Here is a 15,592-nt window from a genome sequence, read left to right on the forward strand (position 1 = left end):
GTCGGCCAGCGCGGTGGGGCCGACTGTCTGATCCGCCGTGCTCGCCTGATTCAGCGGTCCCGACTGCGCGGGTAAGTCCGACGGTTCGGTCGTCTCGACGTCGATGGTCGTCATCGCGGATCCCCTCGCTGCTCGGCTCCCCTGGTAAGGAGATGTGCGGCGGTGCGGGCCTTCTCCGGAAATCGGGAAACAGCACGCATATGATCCGGCGTGACGACCGACGGATCGCAAAAGGCTCGGGCTTTCGGTGACTCGTTGCCCTGGCGGTCTCTCCATGAGCTCTGGCGTGCGCCAGACGCAGGGAGAATCGGCGCGAGGTCGAGAAGACCTCCGGGTGAGGCCGGGGAGCTCGCCTGGAGGAGGTTGAACGGTTCCCGTTCGTGGCGAGAACTCCCCGGTCCACCCTTAGCTTCTCGCCCGTAGCAGCCGGATGATGCTCAAGAAATGCAAAATTGGGCGCGGCAACAGATTCTGTTGCCGCGCCCAATGATCACTTACCGGGCGTCACCAGGGACGCGTCTACCAGCGATACCACCGTCCCCGCCTACCGCCGGCGCCCGCGGAACGCAGGACGAAGCCCAGCAGCCACACGGCGAGTACGATTACGGCCACGATCCACAGCGCCTTCAGCGCGAAGCCGGCACCGAAGAGAAGCAGGGCGAGGAGCAGAACGAGAAGCAGGGGAACCATATGTATCAACCTCCGATCAACCGCATGCCCCTGTCGGACGCTCGCACTCGAAAAACCGCCTGGTTTTCTTCCCGAGGCACGGGGTACGAGCATAATTTTCCATTCTCAGCGTGCTACTACCGAGAAACCTGGGAGAATACTTTCGGGGGCCTTTCCGTTTTCTCGGCCGGTCATCGGGCACCCCACACTGCACGGCCGCTGAGCGGCAACTCATAGCCGCCACCGGCACACACGTAGGAGGCCACCCGTGCTCACCGCAATAGCAGACGTCCTCAGGGCCATCGGCGGCGCCATCGCCACCGTCATCACACTTCCCTTCAAAGCCGTCGCCCGCCTCTTCGGCGGCGCTGCCGACAGCGCCCACGGCCGTCACTGACAGCCGTCCCGGCACCGGTGACGGCTGACCATTGAGGCGCCCTGGGACATCGCAGCCCCCGAGCCGGCTCTCCGGGATCGGGGGCTGCGACATGCCGATCGCTGGAGGACGGGATCGCCCGTCCTCCAGCGATCGGCATGCGCAGGTGGTAGGGGCCGAAGACACGGCGCTGCCCCTTGATCGCAGATGTTCCGGATACCCGGCTGCGACGGCCGGCCAAGCAGGGTGATCGGATGGCTGCAGCAGCCCGGACCGCTCTCTCGGTCAGGCGGCCTGTACAGTCACCATTTTCGGCAGGCACCTCCCGCAATTTCGCGACTCTGCCACTTCACTATTCGGACGGTGGCGGAATGAGCAGCACACAGGACCGGCAGCAGACTCCTCTGCCGGATGAGCAGGTGATGCCGAACATCGCGGAGCGAACTCAACGAATACGACGCCGACTTGAGCGGCTGATCGGCATTGCGGCCACTGAAGGAAATTCGCTCGTTCCGCTCCGTAACGGGGATGAGATCTTCGCGGCGATGCTGGGGGGAATCGCTGCCGCAGAACACACCGTGGACATGATGACGTTCGTGTACTGGCGGGGCGACATAGCCCGCCGGTTCGCCGCAGCCCTGTCCGAGCGGGCGCGGTCGGGCGTACGGGTGCGGCTGCTGCTGGACGGCTTCGGCAGCAGGCTGATCGAGAAGGATCAGCTGGAGTCGATGGAACGGGCGGGGGTCCAGGTTGCCTGGTTCCGTAAGCCTCTGTACCTCTCGCCTTTCAAACAGAACCACCGCTGTCACCGAAAGGTCCTCGTCGTGGACGAGGGAACAGCGTTCACCGGTGGCGTGGGCATCGCTGAGGAATGGTGTGGCAACGCCCGCAACGAGAACGAGTGGCGAGACACACACGTCCAGGTGCGCGGACCGGCCGTCGACGGCCTCGCCGCGGCGTTCGCGCAGAACTGGGCGGAGTGCCATGACGAACTGTTCGATGAACGGGACCGCTTCATCGAGCACCGCCCGCAGGGCGACGCGGTCGTGCAGGTGGTGCGGGGGTCAGCGAGCTTCGGCTGGCAGGACATGCAGACCCTGATCCGCGTCATGCTGGCGTCCGCCCAGGAACGTGTGCGGCTGACCACGGCGTACTTCTCACCGGACCCCTACTTCATCGAGCTGCTGTGCGCGACGGCACGCCGCGGGGTGGAAGTGGAGATCCTGCTGCCGGGCCCTCACACGGACAAGCGCGTCTCCCAGCTCGTCGGCCAGCACCACTACGAAGAGCTGGCGGCCTGCGGCATCACGATCCACCAGTACCAGCCGACCATGATGCACGCCAAGATCATCACGGTCGACCGGGTCGCCGCCCTGATCGGCTCGACGAACTTCAACCGCCGCTCCCTCGACCATGACGAAGAGGTCATGCTCGCGGTCCTGGACGAACGGTTCACCGCAACGTTGGACCAGCACTTCGAAGAAGACCTGGCAAGGAGCGAACCGATCGACGGAACCCGCTGGAAGGGCCGCTCTGTCGCGCAACGTGCGAGAGAAGCAGCAGTCCGGCCCATCCGCCGGTTCCTGTAGGCCGCCACCTTCCTGAAGGGCACCGCCGACCTGCGTCTACGGGCCGAAAGTGGCCCTTCCGCGGTTTCTCGTGCTGCGCCGAGTGACGTACCGGTCGCCGTGGTGGAGTAGGTCGCAGGTGTACTGGAATTCCTCCATGAGGCGGGTGGCCTCGATGACGAGGGCGCCGTACGCCCGATGGCACGGGCGGGGCGATATCCCCTGACTGGGCCTACGCCGCGCGCGGCAGGTGCCGGGACTCGGCAGGCTGAGGGCATGCCCGAGCCCCGAGACCGCTTCGTCGTTCATCCGCCGTCCACGAAGGGCGGCCGCCGGGTGCGCGGTGATGCCGAGGACGCCTCTCCTGCCACACCGCACACGAAAGGCTTCAGCTCCGCTGCCGTCGCGCGCGGCTTCGTCGGGGCGGCCGAGCCCTCCGAGGCCCGTGTAGGGACAGCGCGCTGCGGAGCCGCTGGTGGGGCGCGTGTATCGGGGCGGGAAGGGCGTCCGGAGGCAGCGGACCAACTCCATGTCACGCATCACCGTACGAGAGCAGGCCGTGCCTGACAGCAGGCTCGGCCATTCCCCGCGACCTCGCGCGGCCACGGTGAAGTGACGACGGGTGCGGCACGGCAACTGCCACCTCCAGCGCACAGGAGACCGAAATGCACCGAACACCCCGCCGGCTCTGGTGGAGGGCCCTCAGCGCGCCGGAAGTCACAGGAGGGTCGCACGCGAACCCTGCGTTGAGCGGGAAGAGTCGTCGTCATGCGTGACGTCAGCTCCCCGCCGGCGGCCGATCTTGAATGGCGCTCTGACCTGGACGAGGACTCCGGCCTCAGGCCCGGGGCCGCCCGGAGGGAGACCGCTCAACGGTTCTCCGCAGTGGTCTCGGAGATCGCCTCCGGAGCGCTGGACTTCCCGTTGCCGGGCTCCGGGCGTACATCGCAACGGTTTGCCGCCCTTCGGTCCGTCGCCCAAAGAGACCTCTGCCTGGCCCGACTCGTCGAAGGGCATACCGACGCCATCGCCATCCTCGCGGAGCTCGCAGGCCCCGCACCCGGCCCTGCGGAGCGATGGGGGGTATGGGCAGCGGAACCGCCCGGCGAAAGTGTCACCGCGACCCGCACCGAAGCCGGCTGGCGTCTGGAGGGCGTCAAGCAGTACTGCTCCGGCGCCCACAGCTGCACCCATGCCCTGGTCACCGCCAACGCCGAAGACGGCCGCCGGCTGTTCGCGATCAGCACGGACGGCCCCGGCTGCCACCCCGTGCAAGGAAGCTGGCAAGCCATCGGTATGGCTGGAAGCGACACCCCCGACGTGCGCATCACGGACCTGCCCGCCACGCCCGTAGGAGGGGTGGAGGCATACGTACAACGCCCCGGCTTCCAGCACGGCGGTATCGGCGTGGCAGCCTGCTGGTACGGCGGAGCACTCGCGGTCACCGAGCCCCTGCGGACCGCGGCACGGCGCGGGCCGGACCCGCACACCGACGCCCACCTCGGCGCTGTCGACATACAGCTCCACGCGGCGGGCGCGCTTCTGGATCAGGCGGCAGCCGAGATCGACCAGGATCCGCTCGACAGCAGCGGAGCGGCCAGGCTGCGCAGTCTTCGTGTGCGCGCCTTCATCGAAGAGGTGTGCAGCGCGACGCTGTCCCACGTGGGCCGGGCCACGGGCGCTGGGCCCCTTTGCCACGACCTGCGCCATGCGCGCAACGTCGCCGACCTTGGTGTCTACCTTCGCCAGCATCACGCCGAGCACAACCTCGCAGAGCTCGGTGGGCTCGTCGCCCGCCCGGAGGGCGTCCGATGACGACAGGAGTCCCGGAGCCTGCCGCCGACCCGATCCAGGCCCGTGGAACCGACGAGAGCGAGTGGCGGGCCTGGGCCGGCTGGGACGCTCTGCCGGAGTACACGCTGCCCACCACGGGACGTGCCGTCGTGGTCGCGGCCCACCCGGATGACGAAGTGCTGGGGTTCGGCGGGTCCATCAGCCTGCTGGCAGCCGCGGGGGTGGACCTCACGGTCGTCAGTGTGACCGATGGAGAGCGCTCCCACCCCCACAGCCGGGTGGAGACCCCGGAGTCTCTCGCGCGCATACGCGCCAAGGAAACACGCGCCGCGCTGGACGAGTTGGGTGCGGGCGAAGCGCAGATCATCCGGGTCCACCTGCCGGATACCGAAGTCGCCGCATACGAAGACCACGTCGTCACCGCACTCGCCGATGTGATGGCGGGGGCGGCCCTCTGCGCCGCACCCTGGACGGGCGACATCCACGCCGACCACGAGGCCGCCGGCCGCGCTGCGCTCACCGCCTCGACCGCGGTCGGGGTTCCCTGCCTGCACTACCCCGTCTGGATGTGGCACTGGGCGCGTCCGGACGATGCCCGGGTGCCCTGGGCCGAGGCCGCCCGCATCGTCCTGCCACCCACCACTCTGGCCCGAAAGGCCTCCGCAATCAGCCGCTTCACCAGCCAGATCAGCCCGCTGGGCCCCGCACCGGGCGACGCCGCGATCCTGCCACCGGAAGAAATCGCACACCACCTGCGGGCCGCGGAGGTGGTCTTCCGTTGAGCACCCCCGCCTCCTATTTCGAGACGATGTACCAGCGCTCCCCCGACCCATGGCACCTGGCCGACCGCTGGTACGAGCGCCGCAAATACGACCTCACCCTCGCCGCCCTCCCCCAGCCGCGTTACCGCCGCGCTTTCGAACCGGCCTGCTCCGTAGGAGAACTGACCTCGCGGCTCGCCCAACGGTGCGACATGCTCCTCGCGTGCGACCGCGTCGCATCCGCCGCCGCCACAGCGGCGCACCGTACCGCCGGCCACTCCCACGTGAGGGTCGAGCAGCGCACCCTTCCTGAAGAGTGGCCGCAGGGAACCTTCGATCTCGTCGTCCTGTCCGAGCTGCTCTACTACTTCGACGCCGCCGCACTGGACGTTCTGATGCGCAGCGCGGTCAACGCCCTGGAACCCGGCGGCACCCTCGTCACCGTTCACTGGAACCACCCGGTGACCGAACACCTGGCCACCGGGACCGAACTCGCCGAGATCCTCGCGGAAGTCCCCGGTCTCATGCTGACAGCCGACCACCGCGAGAGTGACTTCGTCCTACAGACCTTTGGCCGCCTCGGCCCGGACGGGCGCCGGCCTGAATCGGCGGCGGAGAGAGAGGGGCTGGTATGAATCCGGAAGCGATAGCGGTGCTCATCCCCGCGCACAACGAAGAGGATCTCCTTCCGCGGGCGCTCGCCGCGGTGGAAGCGGCCGCGCGGCATCCGGCGCTGGCGGAACTGCACGTACTGACGGTCGTGGCGGCCGATGCCTGCGTCGACGATACGGCGAAGGTGGCCAGTGAGGCGGGGGCGAGGGTGCTCCACCTGGGGGCCCAGAACCCCGGTAAGGCCCGCGCCGCCGCCGCGCAGCACGCCTTGGCAGCGTTGGAAACGTCCACCACCGCAACCTGGATTGCCTCCACCGACGCCGACAGTGTCGTCCCGCCCAACTGGCTGGCCTTCCAACTCGACCAGGCACGCGCCGGCTGGGAGGCGGTGATCGGCACGGTTACCGTGACCCGGTGGCCGCCGATCCCCCAGCTCGCAGACCGTCATCACCAGCTCTACAACGCCTCGCGGCCCACGAGTGGTGTGCTGTGGCGCCACCCTCACGTCCACGGCGCCAACCTCGGAGTAGCAGCCACGGCCTACAGGGAAGTCGGTGGGTTCGCTCACCTTCCCGTAGGCGAGGACCATGCTCTTGTCAGCGCACTCGAACGGAATGGCCACCGGGTGCTGCGCACTCCGGAATGCCCGGTAGAGACCTCAAGCCGGTTGCGCCCCCGGGCCGTCGGCGGCTTCGGCGAGCACCTGGCCCAATTGGCAGCCGAGGAAGAAGTGACGCAGTGAACCCGAGAATTCTCCGGAGCAAGCTCAACACCTCCTCACCAACGGAGCTTCAAAGCCACCATGGCCCTTTCCAACGGCGCCGGTCCGTCGGCTGCGGTGCGTGCAGAGTCCGCCGGCCCGGCCCGGTGGCTTGACCGCCATAAGCCGATACCTCACGAGGTGTTCCGTAGAGCCGACAGCTGCACGACCTGGCCCTGACGACGGCCGAACTCACCTGGTGGGGCGGCGGGCCCGCGGCGCTCGTCAAGGCACCGTGCCGTGGGACCGTCGCGCGGGCCGGCACCACTGTGTACGGGCACCGTCATCGGCGTCGACCTGGTACCCGGACGTCTGGCCCGGGGCGCGCAGCCGTGCTCGTTCACGTCTTGACCTGAACGAGTACGGCAAGGATGGGGGCGAAGAAGCCCGCCCGGCCAACGGGGAAATCCCCTGCCGAAATCCGCCCCATGCGCCCAAGCGAGCGAGGGCGCGGCGTCTGTCAGGTACGGGGCCGCAGTTCACCTGCGCCGTTTCCATGCGTGGGCGATGCGGGGGAGCTCCTCGTGCAGGAGCCGGCCCGCCAGCGCACCACCGAAGACCACGACCCCCACTCCGACCAACCAGGACTGGATGACCAGGACGGTGCCGACGGCACCATAGGTGACTGCACTGGACGCGATCAACGGCGAGAAGACGAGGCGGGAGAAAATCCGCAGGCCGAGCAGCCCGAGCACGGTGGCCACGGCGCCGGGAAGCAGGGCCCGCCAGCGGATCCGCCCCCCGAGCAGCAGACGCTGGGACCACCAGAGGAACAGCACGGCGCTCAGCGACGCGACGAATCCGCCCGCGAGCGGTTCGCGCCGCAGTGTGGTGGTGGCGGAGACGAAGAGATATCCGGTCAGGACACCCAGCCACACCGCATGCCGCCACCTGGCCCACCAACGAGCAGGCGGCAGATCCCAGACCCTCTCGTAGCCGGTCTGCACCGCCGCCCCGAAGGCCAGGCCGAACACGGCGAGCGCAGCAATACCGAACGCAGTGGTGGTCCGAAGGGCCTGGCCGGGGCCGGTGAACAACTGCTCCACCCGTTCCCTGGCAGTGGTCGACACCCCGAGCCCCTCCCCCAGCCACTGCGCGAACCCCCGCCCGTGCTCGGGATCGCCCGAGGAGACAATGATCAACAAAGGCACCAGCGTGAGGAATCCGACCGCGGCGAAGCCCAGAGCACGCTGCCCCAGTTCGACATCAAGGCTCCGCCGCCATCCCCGCCCGACCGGCGAGCGGCTGACTACGTGGCGCAGCCTGCCGAGCAGGGAGGTACGGCTCGCAGCAGCGGAGGAGGGCTTGTTCGGCATGACTGTCGAGTACCACAGCCGGACCCGGCACCGCGGGAGGGCGCGAGGCGGAGGTTCCCGGATACTCTGGATGGGCAGGGACTACCGGAGTCCGGCCGGGTGCGGCTCTCCGCGCGACGGCTCGCACCGCCGGGGCGACGGCTCAGGAGGGCAGCGATGATCCATGCAGCCGATATCCGTGAGTGGCGCAACTACAGCGTCGTCGATCCAAAGGGCCACAAGATCGGCGTGCTCGAAGCGATCTACGTGGACACCACCACCGACGAGCCGGCCATGGCCACGGTCCGCACCGGGCTGCCCACCCGCCACCAGCTGGCCTTCGTGCCGCTCGATGAGGCGATCCTCGGGCCGGACTACGTCAAGGTCTCCTACGCCAAGGCGCTGGTGAAGAAGGCGCCCTCAGTCGGCATGGACGACATCCTGCCCGCCGAGGCTGAGGAAGCCATCTTCCAGCACTACGACATGACCTACCGGCCCGGCGCAGGCGGTGAGAGACAGCTCGCGCGCCGCTGACCGTCCGCGCTCAGCCCGAAGGAGGGGTGCGCGTCCCATGGCTCTCTTCCTGTTTCTCGTTCTGGCCGCCGTCGTGCTGGGTCTCGTCGGCGTGGTAGTGGAGGGGCTGGGCTACCTGCTGATCATCGGCATAGTGGTCCTTGTGGCCTCTCTGGCCCTCATCGTCGTGCGATGGTCGCGGCGCTCCGGACGCCGCCCCACCCGGTAACGCCGACGCTGGGCGGTGTCTGCTGCATGATCATTCTGTGGCGTCGCGAAGCCCCAGGTCACGGGCCGCAGCTTCTGACCCCCGCGCGCGGCCGGACTCCAGAAGCTGCGGCGGGTGGCGTGGGGGTGAAGCCCCTCTCGGTGGCGGTCGCAATCTGCTGAAGTCGGCGATGGCAACCGTCGCCCACCAGCCCAGCGCTACGATCCCGCCGTCAACGTTCCAACGAAAACGGACGACGCCCCGACCCCTCCAGACCTTCCTCCGCAACCGCCGCTGAAGCCCGGACGACAGATGCCGCCGGGAGGAAATGCCCACTGCCGACGCCGACCGCCCCCCGGTAAGTGGGGTGGCACCCCGCAGGCCCGGCGCGTGCCGGCCTGCGCGTCCTGGCCGCCGACGAGCCGGTGCACGCATTCGGCACGATGAGGCGGGCCGATTATGCCCGATCCACATCGGCGAGGAGCGGAGAATGCCCGGACCCGCCCCGCACTCGGGCCTGCGGCGCAGGGCCGGATACGCGTCGTTCGATCGCATCGCCGTGAGCGCCTGACGGTGCGGACCGTCCCGGCGTGACGTTCGGTCACATGTGCCCGGTGTCTGGTCCTTGCTTCGATGCCTCGACTTGATCAGCACGATGCAAGTGGATTGCGAACTGCCAATGAATGGCTGGGAGTTGGCGGTTTCAGTGGGAGGCTCAGAAAGTCCTCAAATCGAATGGGAGGGCCTTGCTCTGCCGCATTGAATGCGTGACTGTATGGAGCAACTTTCGTGCAGAACGCTACCTGAGCCATGGGGGAGATCAGGGTGGGCAAAGACGCCGAATACGTCAACCCGTCGACTGCGGACCTGGACGGGGGCGGCCCCCCTGGCGCCGTCCCTCCCCCTGCCGGGCCGCTGGGTGAAGGGAGTTCGACACCACCGGGGCCGGGCAGAGCCGCGGCTGGCTCCGAGACGCAACGGCGGGGCGGACTGCTCCGCTCACTGCGGTTGAAGCGGCCGCGTCCGGCAACCGGTCTGGTCGCGTCGCCGTGGCAACCTGCTCCGCAGCCTGTTCCTTCGCAAACGGCGAGTGGGCGCGGCATCGCGCGGCTGCCGCGCCACTGGCAGCTGCTCGTGGCCGCGGTGGTGCCCTGCCTCGTCCTGGCCGGCATCGGGTGGTGGCTCTGGCCGCAGCAGCCGGCAAGCGGACCGCCGCACATCGCCGCGGGGACGGTCGAAGCGGACCTTCTCAGTCCTGACAGTGTCAGCCGGGTGGCCGGGACGACGGTGGTCGCCGGCGCCCAGTCGAACCGGCCTCACGCCCCGTTGACCGTGTCGCCGTCGGCCTGCGCCGTCGCGGCGGGTCCGACGACCCAGTCGGTCTACGGGCAGGCATGGACCGCGTTCGTGTCGGCGGCCTACAAGGACGCGGGGGCCACGGGTGCGTACACCGTGAACCAGGTGATCGGCGTGTTCCCGGACAGCAAGAGGGCCGAGGCGGCCTTCTCGACCCTCACCGAAGGTCTGAACGCGTGCTCGTCCTCCACGCGCACCGATCAGGCCGGCCGCACCGCGAAGTGGACGTACCGGGCACAGCCCGCCGGCCAGGCCGCCCTGACGTGGACGGCGGCGCAGGGCGGCAGCGCGAACTGGGCCTGCTCCCACCAGGCACGGGTGAGCGGCACGAGCCTCGTCCAGGTCGCGGTCTGCCAGGCCGGTGACGGCCTGCCGGCCGCCTCGAAGCTCGCCGGCAAGCTCGCCAGGAAGGTGAGCCGATGACCTCGAACCCGCTCCAGGCGGCCGCTTCCCGCCGGCGCATGGTGCGGCGCGTCATCCTCTTGGTGCTGGTCGCGCTCTTGGTGCCGATAGCCGGCACGGGAGCACCGGCAAGCGCGGCCACCAGCACTGCGGGGGCGCCGGCGCAGCCGGGCACCGTCTCGCCCCTGGCGCCGCCCGGAGACCTCACGGCCGTCTCCGCCGCCCTCGCGCGGAAGGTCGACGATTTCAACCGCCAGGAAGCGGAGATAGCGCGGCAGGCGAAGGAGCTGGTGGCCGAGGCGGAGCGGATCACCAAGGACGCCGCCGCCCTGCGCACCGCCACCACGGCATTGAACTCCAAGACCACTGCCGTGAACCAGAAGACCAGCAACCTCAACTCGCGCGTGGCCGCCCTGAATGCGAAGACCAGCGCCCACAACAGCAAGCCGCACACCTTCCGGATGCCCCAGCAGGCCGCCGCAGCCAGCGCATACGATGCCGAGGCCAGCGCTCTGAGGGCCGAGCAGTCCCAGCTCCAGGGCGCGAAGAGCAGCCTGCAGAGCGAGCAGAATCAGCTCCGGGAACAGGAGGGCAATCTCCGCTCGAAGAAGTCCCAGCTCTCCGCCGCCTCCTCGACACACGACACGAAGGCCGATGCGCTCCGGAGCAAGGAACAGCAACTACAGTCCCTGGGACAGCAGTTGCTCCAGCAGATGGCTCAGGCCATTCAGCGCCTCGCCGACAATCCGCCGGACCCTGCGGCGACGATGGACCAGGGCGGTGACGCTGCCGCCCCGCCGGAGTACCTCGACCAGACGCAGAGCCAGGAAGCCGGCCTGGCTGACAGCCCCTCCAGGCAACCGCAGGTCGCAGCCCTGAAGGCCTATGAGAAGCAGACGGGCACCACTGTCGACATGATCCCGGGCACGGCATATCTGTCCCCCGCCGCTGTCAGGGGGCTGCCCGCCTCACAGGCGGCGCAGCTCGGCAGCCCGGTCGGCACCTACGACGGCCTGGCCCGCAAACCCAATGGACACTACAAGGCCCTAAGGGTCAAGACGCCCGGGACTTCCGTCTCTCCGCGGCAGACGGCCTTCGACAAGGCCATCGCGCGCAGTGGCCAGGCCCAGGCCGACGTCGGCCGCACCCACACCCGGATCGTCATCGACGAGGTGACGTCCGTCGAGGCGGTCTCGACACCGTCGGGGCCAGACACAGGCACACCGTCGTCCTCCCCGAGGCAGGGCTGCGGGGCGGGCTATGTCGCATACCAGGACACGGACGGCGCCCACGGCAACCGCGCCCAGGGCGTGGCCGCGTGCCTGACCAAGGAGTACCTGAACTCCCACAGGGGTACGCCGACCGGCAGCGTTCTGCCCGCCGGATACCGGTGGGCGCAGGACTTCGCCAAGGGTAAGGGCCTGCGTGCGAAGACCAACATCAACAACTGTCATCTGCTCGGCAACAAGCTGAGCGGATCGGGAACGGACCGCAGGAACCTGGCCACGTGCTCCCGCGGCGCCAACGCCAAGCAGCGGGGCTCCGGCCAAGGCGACGACCACATGTATAGCGTCGAGAAGCAGGTGTACGACGCGGTCATGTCGGGCCAGGACGTCCGGTACGCCGTGACAGCCGTCTACGACGGACCGAGGACCGTGCCCAGCGGATTCATCCTGTCGGTGTACGGCTCCTATCCTGATGGCAGGGCGGGTCTCGTCCTCTCACTACCCCGCATCCCGAACACCCTCATCACCGGGGAGAACATCGGGACGCAGACCAAGGACGACGCGCCCACCCCGACCGGGTCAACGCCCTGACCACAGAAGGGAAAGAGCGATGAGTACGGCAGCTGATGTGGACTCCCTGCTGCGGCTGATGCCGCCGTCTGAGGACGGCGGCACGGCAGTCGACTGGACCCGGATGGCGGAGAGCTGGGGACGGCCGTTCCCGCTCGACTATCAGCGGTTCATGGAGGTGTACGGCGCCGGCGAACTGGGGGACTTCCTGGTGATCCTGGAGCCGGAGCCGAAGACCGCCTCCCCCACCCAGCTGGAGGGCATGGTGGTGGAGACAGGGAACGCCCAGGACATGTGGCCGGGGGTCTACAAGGCCCCCGACCTGGAGGGGACGTCCCCTCAGCTGATCACCTGGGGCGTGGCCGCCAGTGCCGACGTCCTGTGCTGGGATGCCACCGGCGACAACCCTGCCGAGTGGCCCGTCCTGGTCTTCAACCGGGGTGAGATCCAGTTCGACCGCTACGACTGCGGCATGGCGGCGTTCCTCACCGGGCTGCTGCGGGCGGACTTCCCCACATGCCCCCTGAGCGACGTCACGTTGTGGGGGCTCGGTGCGACGTCCTTCGCAAAGGACTAGGCATATTGCCCACAGAGGTGGGTGCTGGAGAGTGCGCTCGTCCGCATCGAGCCTGGGTGCCGTGCACGGCATGGACGTCGGCTGCCGGCCGGGGCGCCGGCGTCAGTCAGCGGTCCGGGCGAAGCTGACGGGCAACCGGTGCTCCCGCCTGGAGCAGCTCGATTTCCAGCCGTCTGGCCAGCGAGTCAACGACGGCGCCCGCTCCCGCGGTCACGGGCAGCGTGGCCGACCGAGGCCACGGTGCGGCAGGGACACCACCAGCACGACACTACTGAATTGGCGCATTTGTACTCCCTGAGGAGAATGGTGGCACTTTCTCCAAGGATCATTCGCCGCGTCGAACAGGACTTCCCACCGGGTGAGACCACGGTCGTTTCGCAGCTTCTTGAAGAACTCGTCGAATCTGTTGTTGAGGGATGGTCAGTCGACGAGGAGCGGATCGCTGCTGCTGTTGTGCTCCAGAGTCAAGGTGACGCCGATCGATTCGCGGAAGCTGCGGAGGTCGCGCAACAGGACTGGCGGGATCTATTGGTGTGGAGTGGGCTGGCCCACGAAGGCTGGAAAGACCGCATTAATGAAGAGTTCGGTAACTCTGACGTCTGCCCTCTCATGGCGGCACACACGGGGCTGGTAGCGGGTCGGGCAGCGAGCAGCGGGCAGCGGGCAGCGGGCGCACCAGAGTGGTCTGTGCGGGCATCTGATGGTCAGTCGGGGTCGTCCGGCCCCTCTCGGTAGGAATGCGCTGTGCACCGACGCCGCGCCCCGTGGCGCGGTCGAGTGCCACCATCCGGGCGCGGGCCGCTCGGCCCCGTATTCGCGAATCGTCCAAGACCCACGTCAGGACGGGGTTGAGCAAGGCTGGCGCCCTGCTCACCGCCGCAGCCGCTCACCACGAGGCCGGGAGCTCCTGCGCGCCGCGGTCGTAGCGGCTGCGGCTGCGGCTGCGGCTGGAGGGCTGTTCACGGTTCTCGCGCTGTACGGCATGGGGCTGGGCGACCGAAACTGGTGATGCCTCCGGTGAAGCTGCATCCTGCGGGGCTCGCGGGTCGCAGCACCTTCGGTCGTCGCAGTCTCGGCGACGAGACCGTCCGGCCGTCCTTGTCCCGCCCAGGCCCGGTCGGCGCCGAGACGTTGCGCGTGTTGCACGAGCGTCATCATGCATAGCCTGTTCCGACGCGCCTGGACCACCCGCACTGGGAAGACCACCCCGCGCGCGACCCACTGTCCGGGCGAGCCCCTAGTATCACTTGGCGTCCTCCGACGGACGCTGACGCCCGCTGGGGCGTGCCCGCCGCCCAACGGACGGCACGACGACTCCACTGCATGGCAATGGAGTCGAGCACCGAGGAGAGGAACGTTCATGCGCGCCCGGACCATCGCCACGGCCACCGCAACAGCATTGGCAGTGGTGGCAGCTCGTGACCTTGTCCAGAAGAAGCACGCATTGCTCCGGAACTTCCCTGTGCTCGGGCACGCCCGGTATCTGTTGGAGACGATCGGGCCCGAGCTGCGGCAGTACATAGTGACGTCCAACGACGAGGAGCGTCCGTTCAGCCGTGACCAGCGCACCTGGATCTACGCGTCGGCGAAGGGCGAGAACAACTACTTCGGATTCGGCACCGACAACGACGTGGAACACACGCAGGGGCACGCATACCTGAAGCAGCGCACATTCGCCGGCACGCTGCCCGACATGCACGACCCGCAGGCCCCCCTGCCGTCAGCCAAGGTGCTGGGCGGACCGCGCGGGCGCGCCAAGGCGTTCCGGCCGGCGAGCGTGGTGAACATCTCGGCGATGAGCTTCGGATCGCTCTCCGGCGCGGCGATCACGGCGCTCAACAAGGGGGCGGCGCTGGCGGGCACCCTGCACAACACGGGCGAGGGCGGTCTTTCGCCGTACCACCGCAACGGCGGCGACCTCGTCCTTCAAATCGGTACGTCCTACTTCGGCTGCCGCAACGACGACGGCAGCTTCAACATCGACAAGCTCAAGGATGTGGTCGCAGGCGCCCCGGTCAAGGCGATAGAGATCAAGCTGTCCCAGGGTGCCAAGCCCGGTCTGGGCGGAATGCTGCCGGGCGCGAAGGTGACCCCGGAAATCGCCGAGATCCGCGGCATCCCGCTCGGCGAGGACTGCGCTTCCCCCTCCCGGCACACCGCGTTCGACGACGTCGACTCGATGCTCGACTTCGTCGAACTGCTCGCCACCGAGACCGGCCTGCCGGTCGGCATCAAGAGCGCGGTGGGAGAGATGGAGTTCTGGCAGGAGTTGGCCACGCAGATGGCGCGTGGCGACCGCGGTGTCGACTTCGTGACCGTCGACGGCGGCGAGGGCGGCACGGGGGCTGCCCCGCTCACCTTCTCCGACTCGGTGTCGCTGCCCTTCCGGATGGGCTTCTCCCGGGTCTATGGCGCCTTCGCCGAGCGGGGGCTGACCGACGACCTGACGTTCATCGCCTCCGGCAAACTCGGCCTGCCCGAGAACGCCGCGGTCGCCTTCGCTCTGGGTGCCGACATGATCAACGTGGCCCGTGAGGCGATGCTGTCGATCGGCTGCATTCAGGCGCAGAAGTGCCACACCGACAAGTGCCCCACCGGAATCGCCACCCAGAGTCCGTGGCTGGCCCGCGGCCTCGACCCGACCTCGAAGGCCACCCGTGCCGCTGTCTACCTGCGCACCCTCCGCAAGGAGCTGATCAAGGTCTCGGCGGCCGTCGGTGTCGCCCACCCGGCGCTCATCACGGCCACGGACATCGAGATCATGAACGGCGACTACGAGGCCCGCACCCTGGCCGGCGTCTACGGCTACAAGGACGGCTGGGGCGAACTCGGCCCGCACCTCGCCGAGGAGATCACCGCACTGCTCACCACCGAGCAGCCCTCCGACCAGAAGCCGCCCGCCTGA

General features: G+C 68.6%; 14 protein-coding genes. 12 read left to right on the forward strand and 2 right to left on the reverse strand.

Translation table 11 applies throughout. The annotated features are described in order from the left end of the window. Positions 1-519: 519 nt before the first annotated feature. Positions 520-690 carry a hydrophobic protein gene (locus ACIRQ7_RS05820; RefSeq protein ID WP_403677551.1) on the reverse strand — a complete coding sequence of 57 codons (171 nt, stop codon included), beginning with the start codon at positions 688-690 and terminating at the stop codon, positions 520-522. 247 nt (positions 691-937) lie between these two features. On the opposite strand from ACIRQ7_RS05820, the gene ACIRQ7_RS05825 reads away from it, so the two are divergent. The 6 genes from ACIRQ7_RS05825 to ACIRQ7_RS05850 all read left to right on the forward strand — a co-directional run bounded on the left by ACIRQ7_RS05825 (position 938) and on the right by ACIRQ7_RS05850 (position 6,522). Further along, positions 938-1,066: an LPFR motif small protein gene (locus ACIRQ7_RS05825; RefSeq protein WP_404260187.1), complete on the forward strand. Its 129-nt coding sequence runs from the start codon at positions 938-940 to the stop codon at positions 1,064-1,066. 350 nt (positions 1,067-1,416) lie between these two features. Next, a complete protein-coding gene (locus ACIRQ7_RS05830; RefSeq protein WP_404260189.1) occupies positions 1,417-2,634 on the forward strand; it encodes a phosphatidylserine/phosphatidylglycerophosphate/cardiolipin synthase family protein in 1,218 nt (405 codons plus the stop codon). A 747-nt stretch (positions 2,635-3,381) separates the two neighbouring features. Further along, entirely contained in the window at positions 3,382-4,428 is a 1,047-nt protein-coding gene (locus ACIRQ7_RS05835; RefSeq protein ID WP_404260191.1) for an acyl-CoA dehydrogenase, read from the forward strand. After that, positions 4,425-5,189 (forward strand): PIG-L deacetylase family protein, encoded by a 765-nt coding sequence (locus ACIRQ7_RS05840; RefSeq protein WP_404260192.1) that lies wholly within the window; start codon positions 4,425-4,427, stop codon positions 5,187-5,189. The genes ACIRQ7_RS05835 and ACIRQ7_RS05840 overlap by 4 nt, the downstream gene beginning before the upstream one ends. Beyond that, complete coding sequence (locus tag ACIRQ7_RS05845) at positions 5,186-5,803, forward strand: SAM-dependent methyltransferase (protein WP_404260193.1); 618 nt, start codon at positions 5,186-5,188, stop codon at positions 5,801-5,803. Before ACIRQ7_RS05840 ends, ACIRQ7_RS05845 begins: the two co-directional genes overlap by 4 nt. Beyond that, positions 5,800-6,522: a glycosyltransferase gene (locus ACIRQ7_RS05850; RefSeq protein WP_404260194.1), complete on the forward strand. Its 723-nt coding sequence runs from the start codon at positions 5,800-5,802 to the stop codon at positions 6,520-6,522. The genes ACIRQ7_RS05845 and ACIRQ7_RS05850 overlap by 4 nt, the downstream gene beginning before the upstream one ends. Positions 6,523-7,019: 497 nt before the next feature. Here the strand turns inward: ACIRQ7_RS05850 and ACIRQ7_RS05855 are convergent, their stop codons facing one another. Beyond that, positions 7,020-7,856, reverse strand: coding sequence for a ribonuclease BN (locus ACIRQ7_RS05855; RefSeq protein WP_404260195.1), 837 nt, complete (start codon positions 7,854-7,856; stop codon positions 7,020-7,022). Between the two features lie 156 nt (positions 7,857-8,012). Between ACIRQ7_RS05855 and ACIRQ7_RS05860 the strand changes: the two genes are divergently transcribed. The 6 genes from ACIRQ7_RS05860 (at position 8,013) to ACIRQ7_RS05885 (ending at position 15,592) form a co-directional block, all read left to right on the forward strand. Further along, entirely contained in the window at positions 8,013-8,369 is a 357-nt protein-coding gene (locus tag ACIRQ7_RS05860; protein ID WP_404260196.1) for a PRC-barrel domain-containing protein, read from the forward strand. Positions 8,370-8,406: 37 nt separating this feature from the next. Continuing rightward, the gene (locus tag ACIRQ7_RS05865) at positions 8,407-8,577 is read left to right on the forward strand and encodes a hypothetical protein (protein ID WP_404260197.1); all 171 of its coding nucleotides are present in this window, start codon (positions 8,407-8,409) and stop codon (positions 8,575-8,577) included. Between the two features lie 1,113 nt (positions 8,578-9,690). After that, positions 9,691-10,335 carry a sensor domain-containing protein gene (locus ACIRQ7_RS05870; RefSeq protein ID WP_404260199.1) on the forward strand — a complete coding sequence of 215 codons (645 nt, stop codon included), beginning with the start codon at positions 9,691-9,693 and terminating at the stop codon, positions 10,333-10,335. Beyond that, on the forward strand, positions 10,332-12,131 hold the full coding sequence (locus ACIRQ7_RS05875) for a DNA/RNA non-specific endonuclease (RefSeq protein ID WP_404260200.1): 1,800 nt from the start codon (positions 10,332-10,334) through the stop codon (positions 12,129-12,131). Before ACIRQ7_RS05870 ends, ACIRQ7_RS05875 begins: the two co-directional genes overlap by 4 nt. Before the next feature lie 19 nt (positions 12,132-12,150). Next, positions 12,151-12,687 (forward strand): hypothetical protein, encoded by a 537-nt coding sequence (locus tag ACIRQ7_RS05880; RefSeq protein ID WP_404260202.1) that lies wholly within the window; start codon positions 12,151-12,153, stop codon positions 12,685-12,687. A 1,360-nt stretch (positions 12,688-14,047) separates the two neighbouring features. Then, on the forward strand, positions 14,048-15,592 hold the full coding sequence (locus tag ACIRQ7_RS05885) for an FMN-binding glutamate synthase family protein (protein WP_404260204.1): 1,545 nt from the start codon (positions 14,048-14,050) through the stop codon (positions 15,590-15,592).

This window comes from Streptomyces sp. NPDC101393 (assembly GCF_044767385.1).
Lineage (GTDB): Bacteria > Actinomycetota > Actinomycetes > Streptomycetales > Streptomycetaceae > Streptomyces.

What these genes read in the sequence shown, in the direction of transcription:
- ACIRQ7_RS05820 (WP_403677551.1), bottom strand. Translation starts at nt 690, where the DNA reads ATGGTTCCCCTGCTTCTCGTTCTGCTCCTCGCCCTGCTTCTCTTCGGT.
- ACIRQ7_RS05830 (WP_404260189.1), top strand. Translation starts at nt 1,417, where the DNA reads ATGAGCAGCACACAGGACCGGCAGCAGACTCCTCTGCCGGATGAGCAG.
- ACIRQ7_RS05835 (WP_404260191.1), top strand. Translation starts at nt 3,382, where the DNA reads ATGCGTGACGTCAGCTCCCCGCCGGCGGCCGATCTTGAATGGCGCTCT.
- ACIRQ7_RS05840 (WP_404260192.1), top strand. Translation starts at nt 4,425, where the DNA reads ATGACGACAGGAGTCCCGGAGCCTGCCGCCGACCCGATCCAGGCCCGT.
- ACIRQ7_RS05850 (WP_404260194.1), top strand. Translation starts at nt 5,800, where the DNA reads ATGAATCCGGAAGCGATAGCGGTGCTCATCCCCGCGCACAACGAAGAG.
- ACIRQ7_RS05855 (WP_404260195.1), bottom strand. Translation starts at nt 7,856, where the DNA reads ATGCCGAACAAGCCCTCCTCCGCTGCTGCGAGCCGTACCTCCCTGCTC.
- ACIRQ7_RS05860 (WP_404260196.1), top strand. Translation starts at nt 8,013, where the DNA reads ATGATCCATGCAGCCGATATCCGTGAGTGGCGCAACTACAGCGTCGTC.
- ACIRQ7_RS05865 (WP_404260197.1), top strand. Translation starts at nt 8,407, where the DNA reads ATGGCTCTCTTCCTGTTTCTCGTTCTGGCCGCCGTCGTGCTGGGTCTC.
- ACIRQ7_RS05875 (WP_404260200.1), top strand. Translation starts at nt 10,332, where the DNA reads ATGACCTCGAACCCGCTCCAGGCGGCCGCTTCCCGCCGGCGCATGGTG.
- ACIRQ7_RS05880 (WP_404260202.1), top strand. Translation starts at nt 12,151, where the DNA reads ATGAGTACGGCAGCTGATGTGGACTCCCTGCTGCGGCTGATGCCGCCG.
- ACIRQ7_RS05885 (WP_404260204.1), top strand. Translation starts at nt 14,048, where the DNA reads ATGCGCGCCCGGACCATCGCCACGGCCACCGCAACAGCATTGGCAGTG.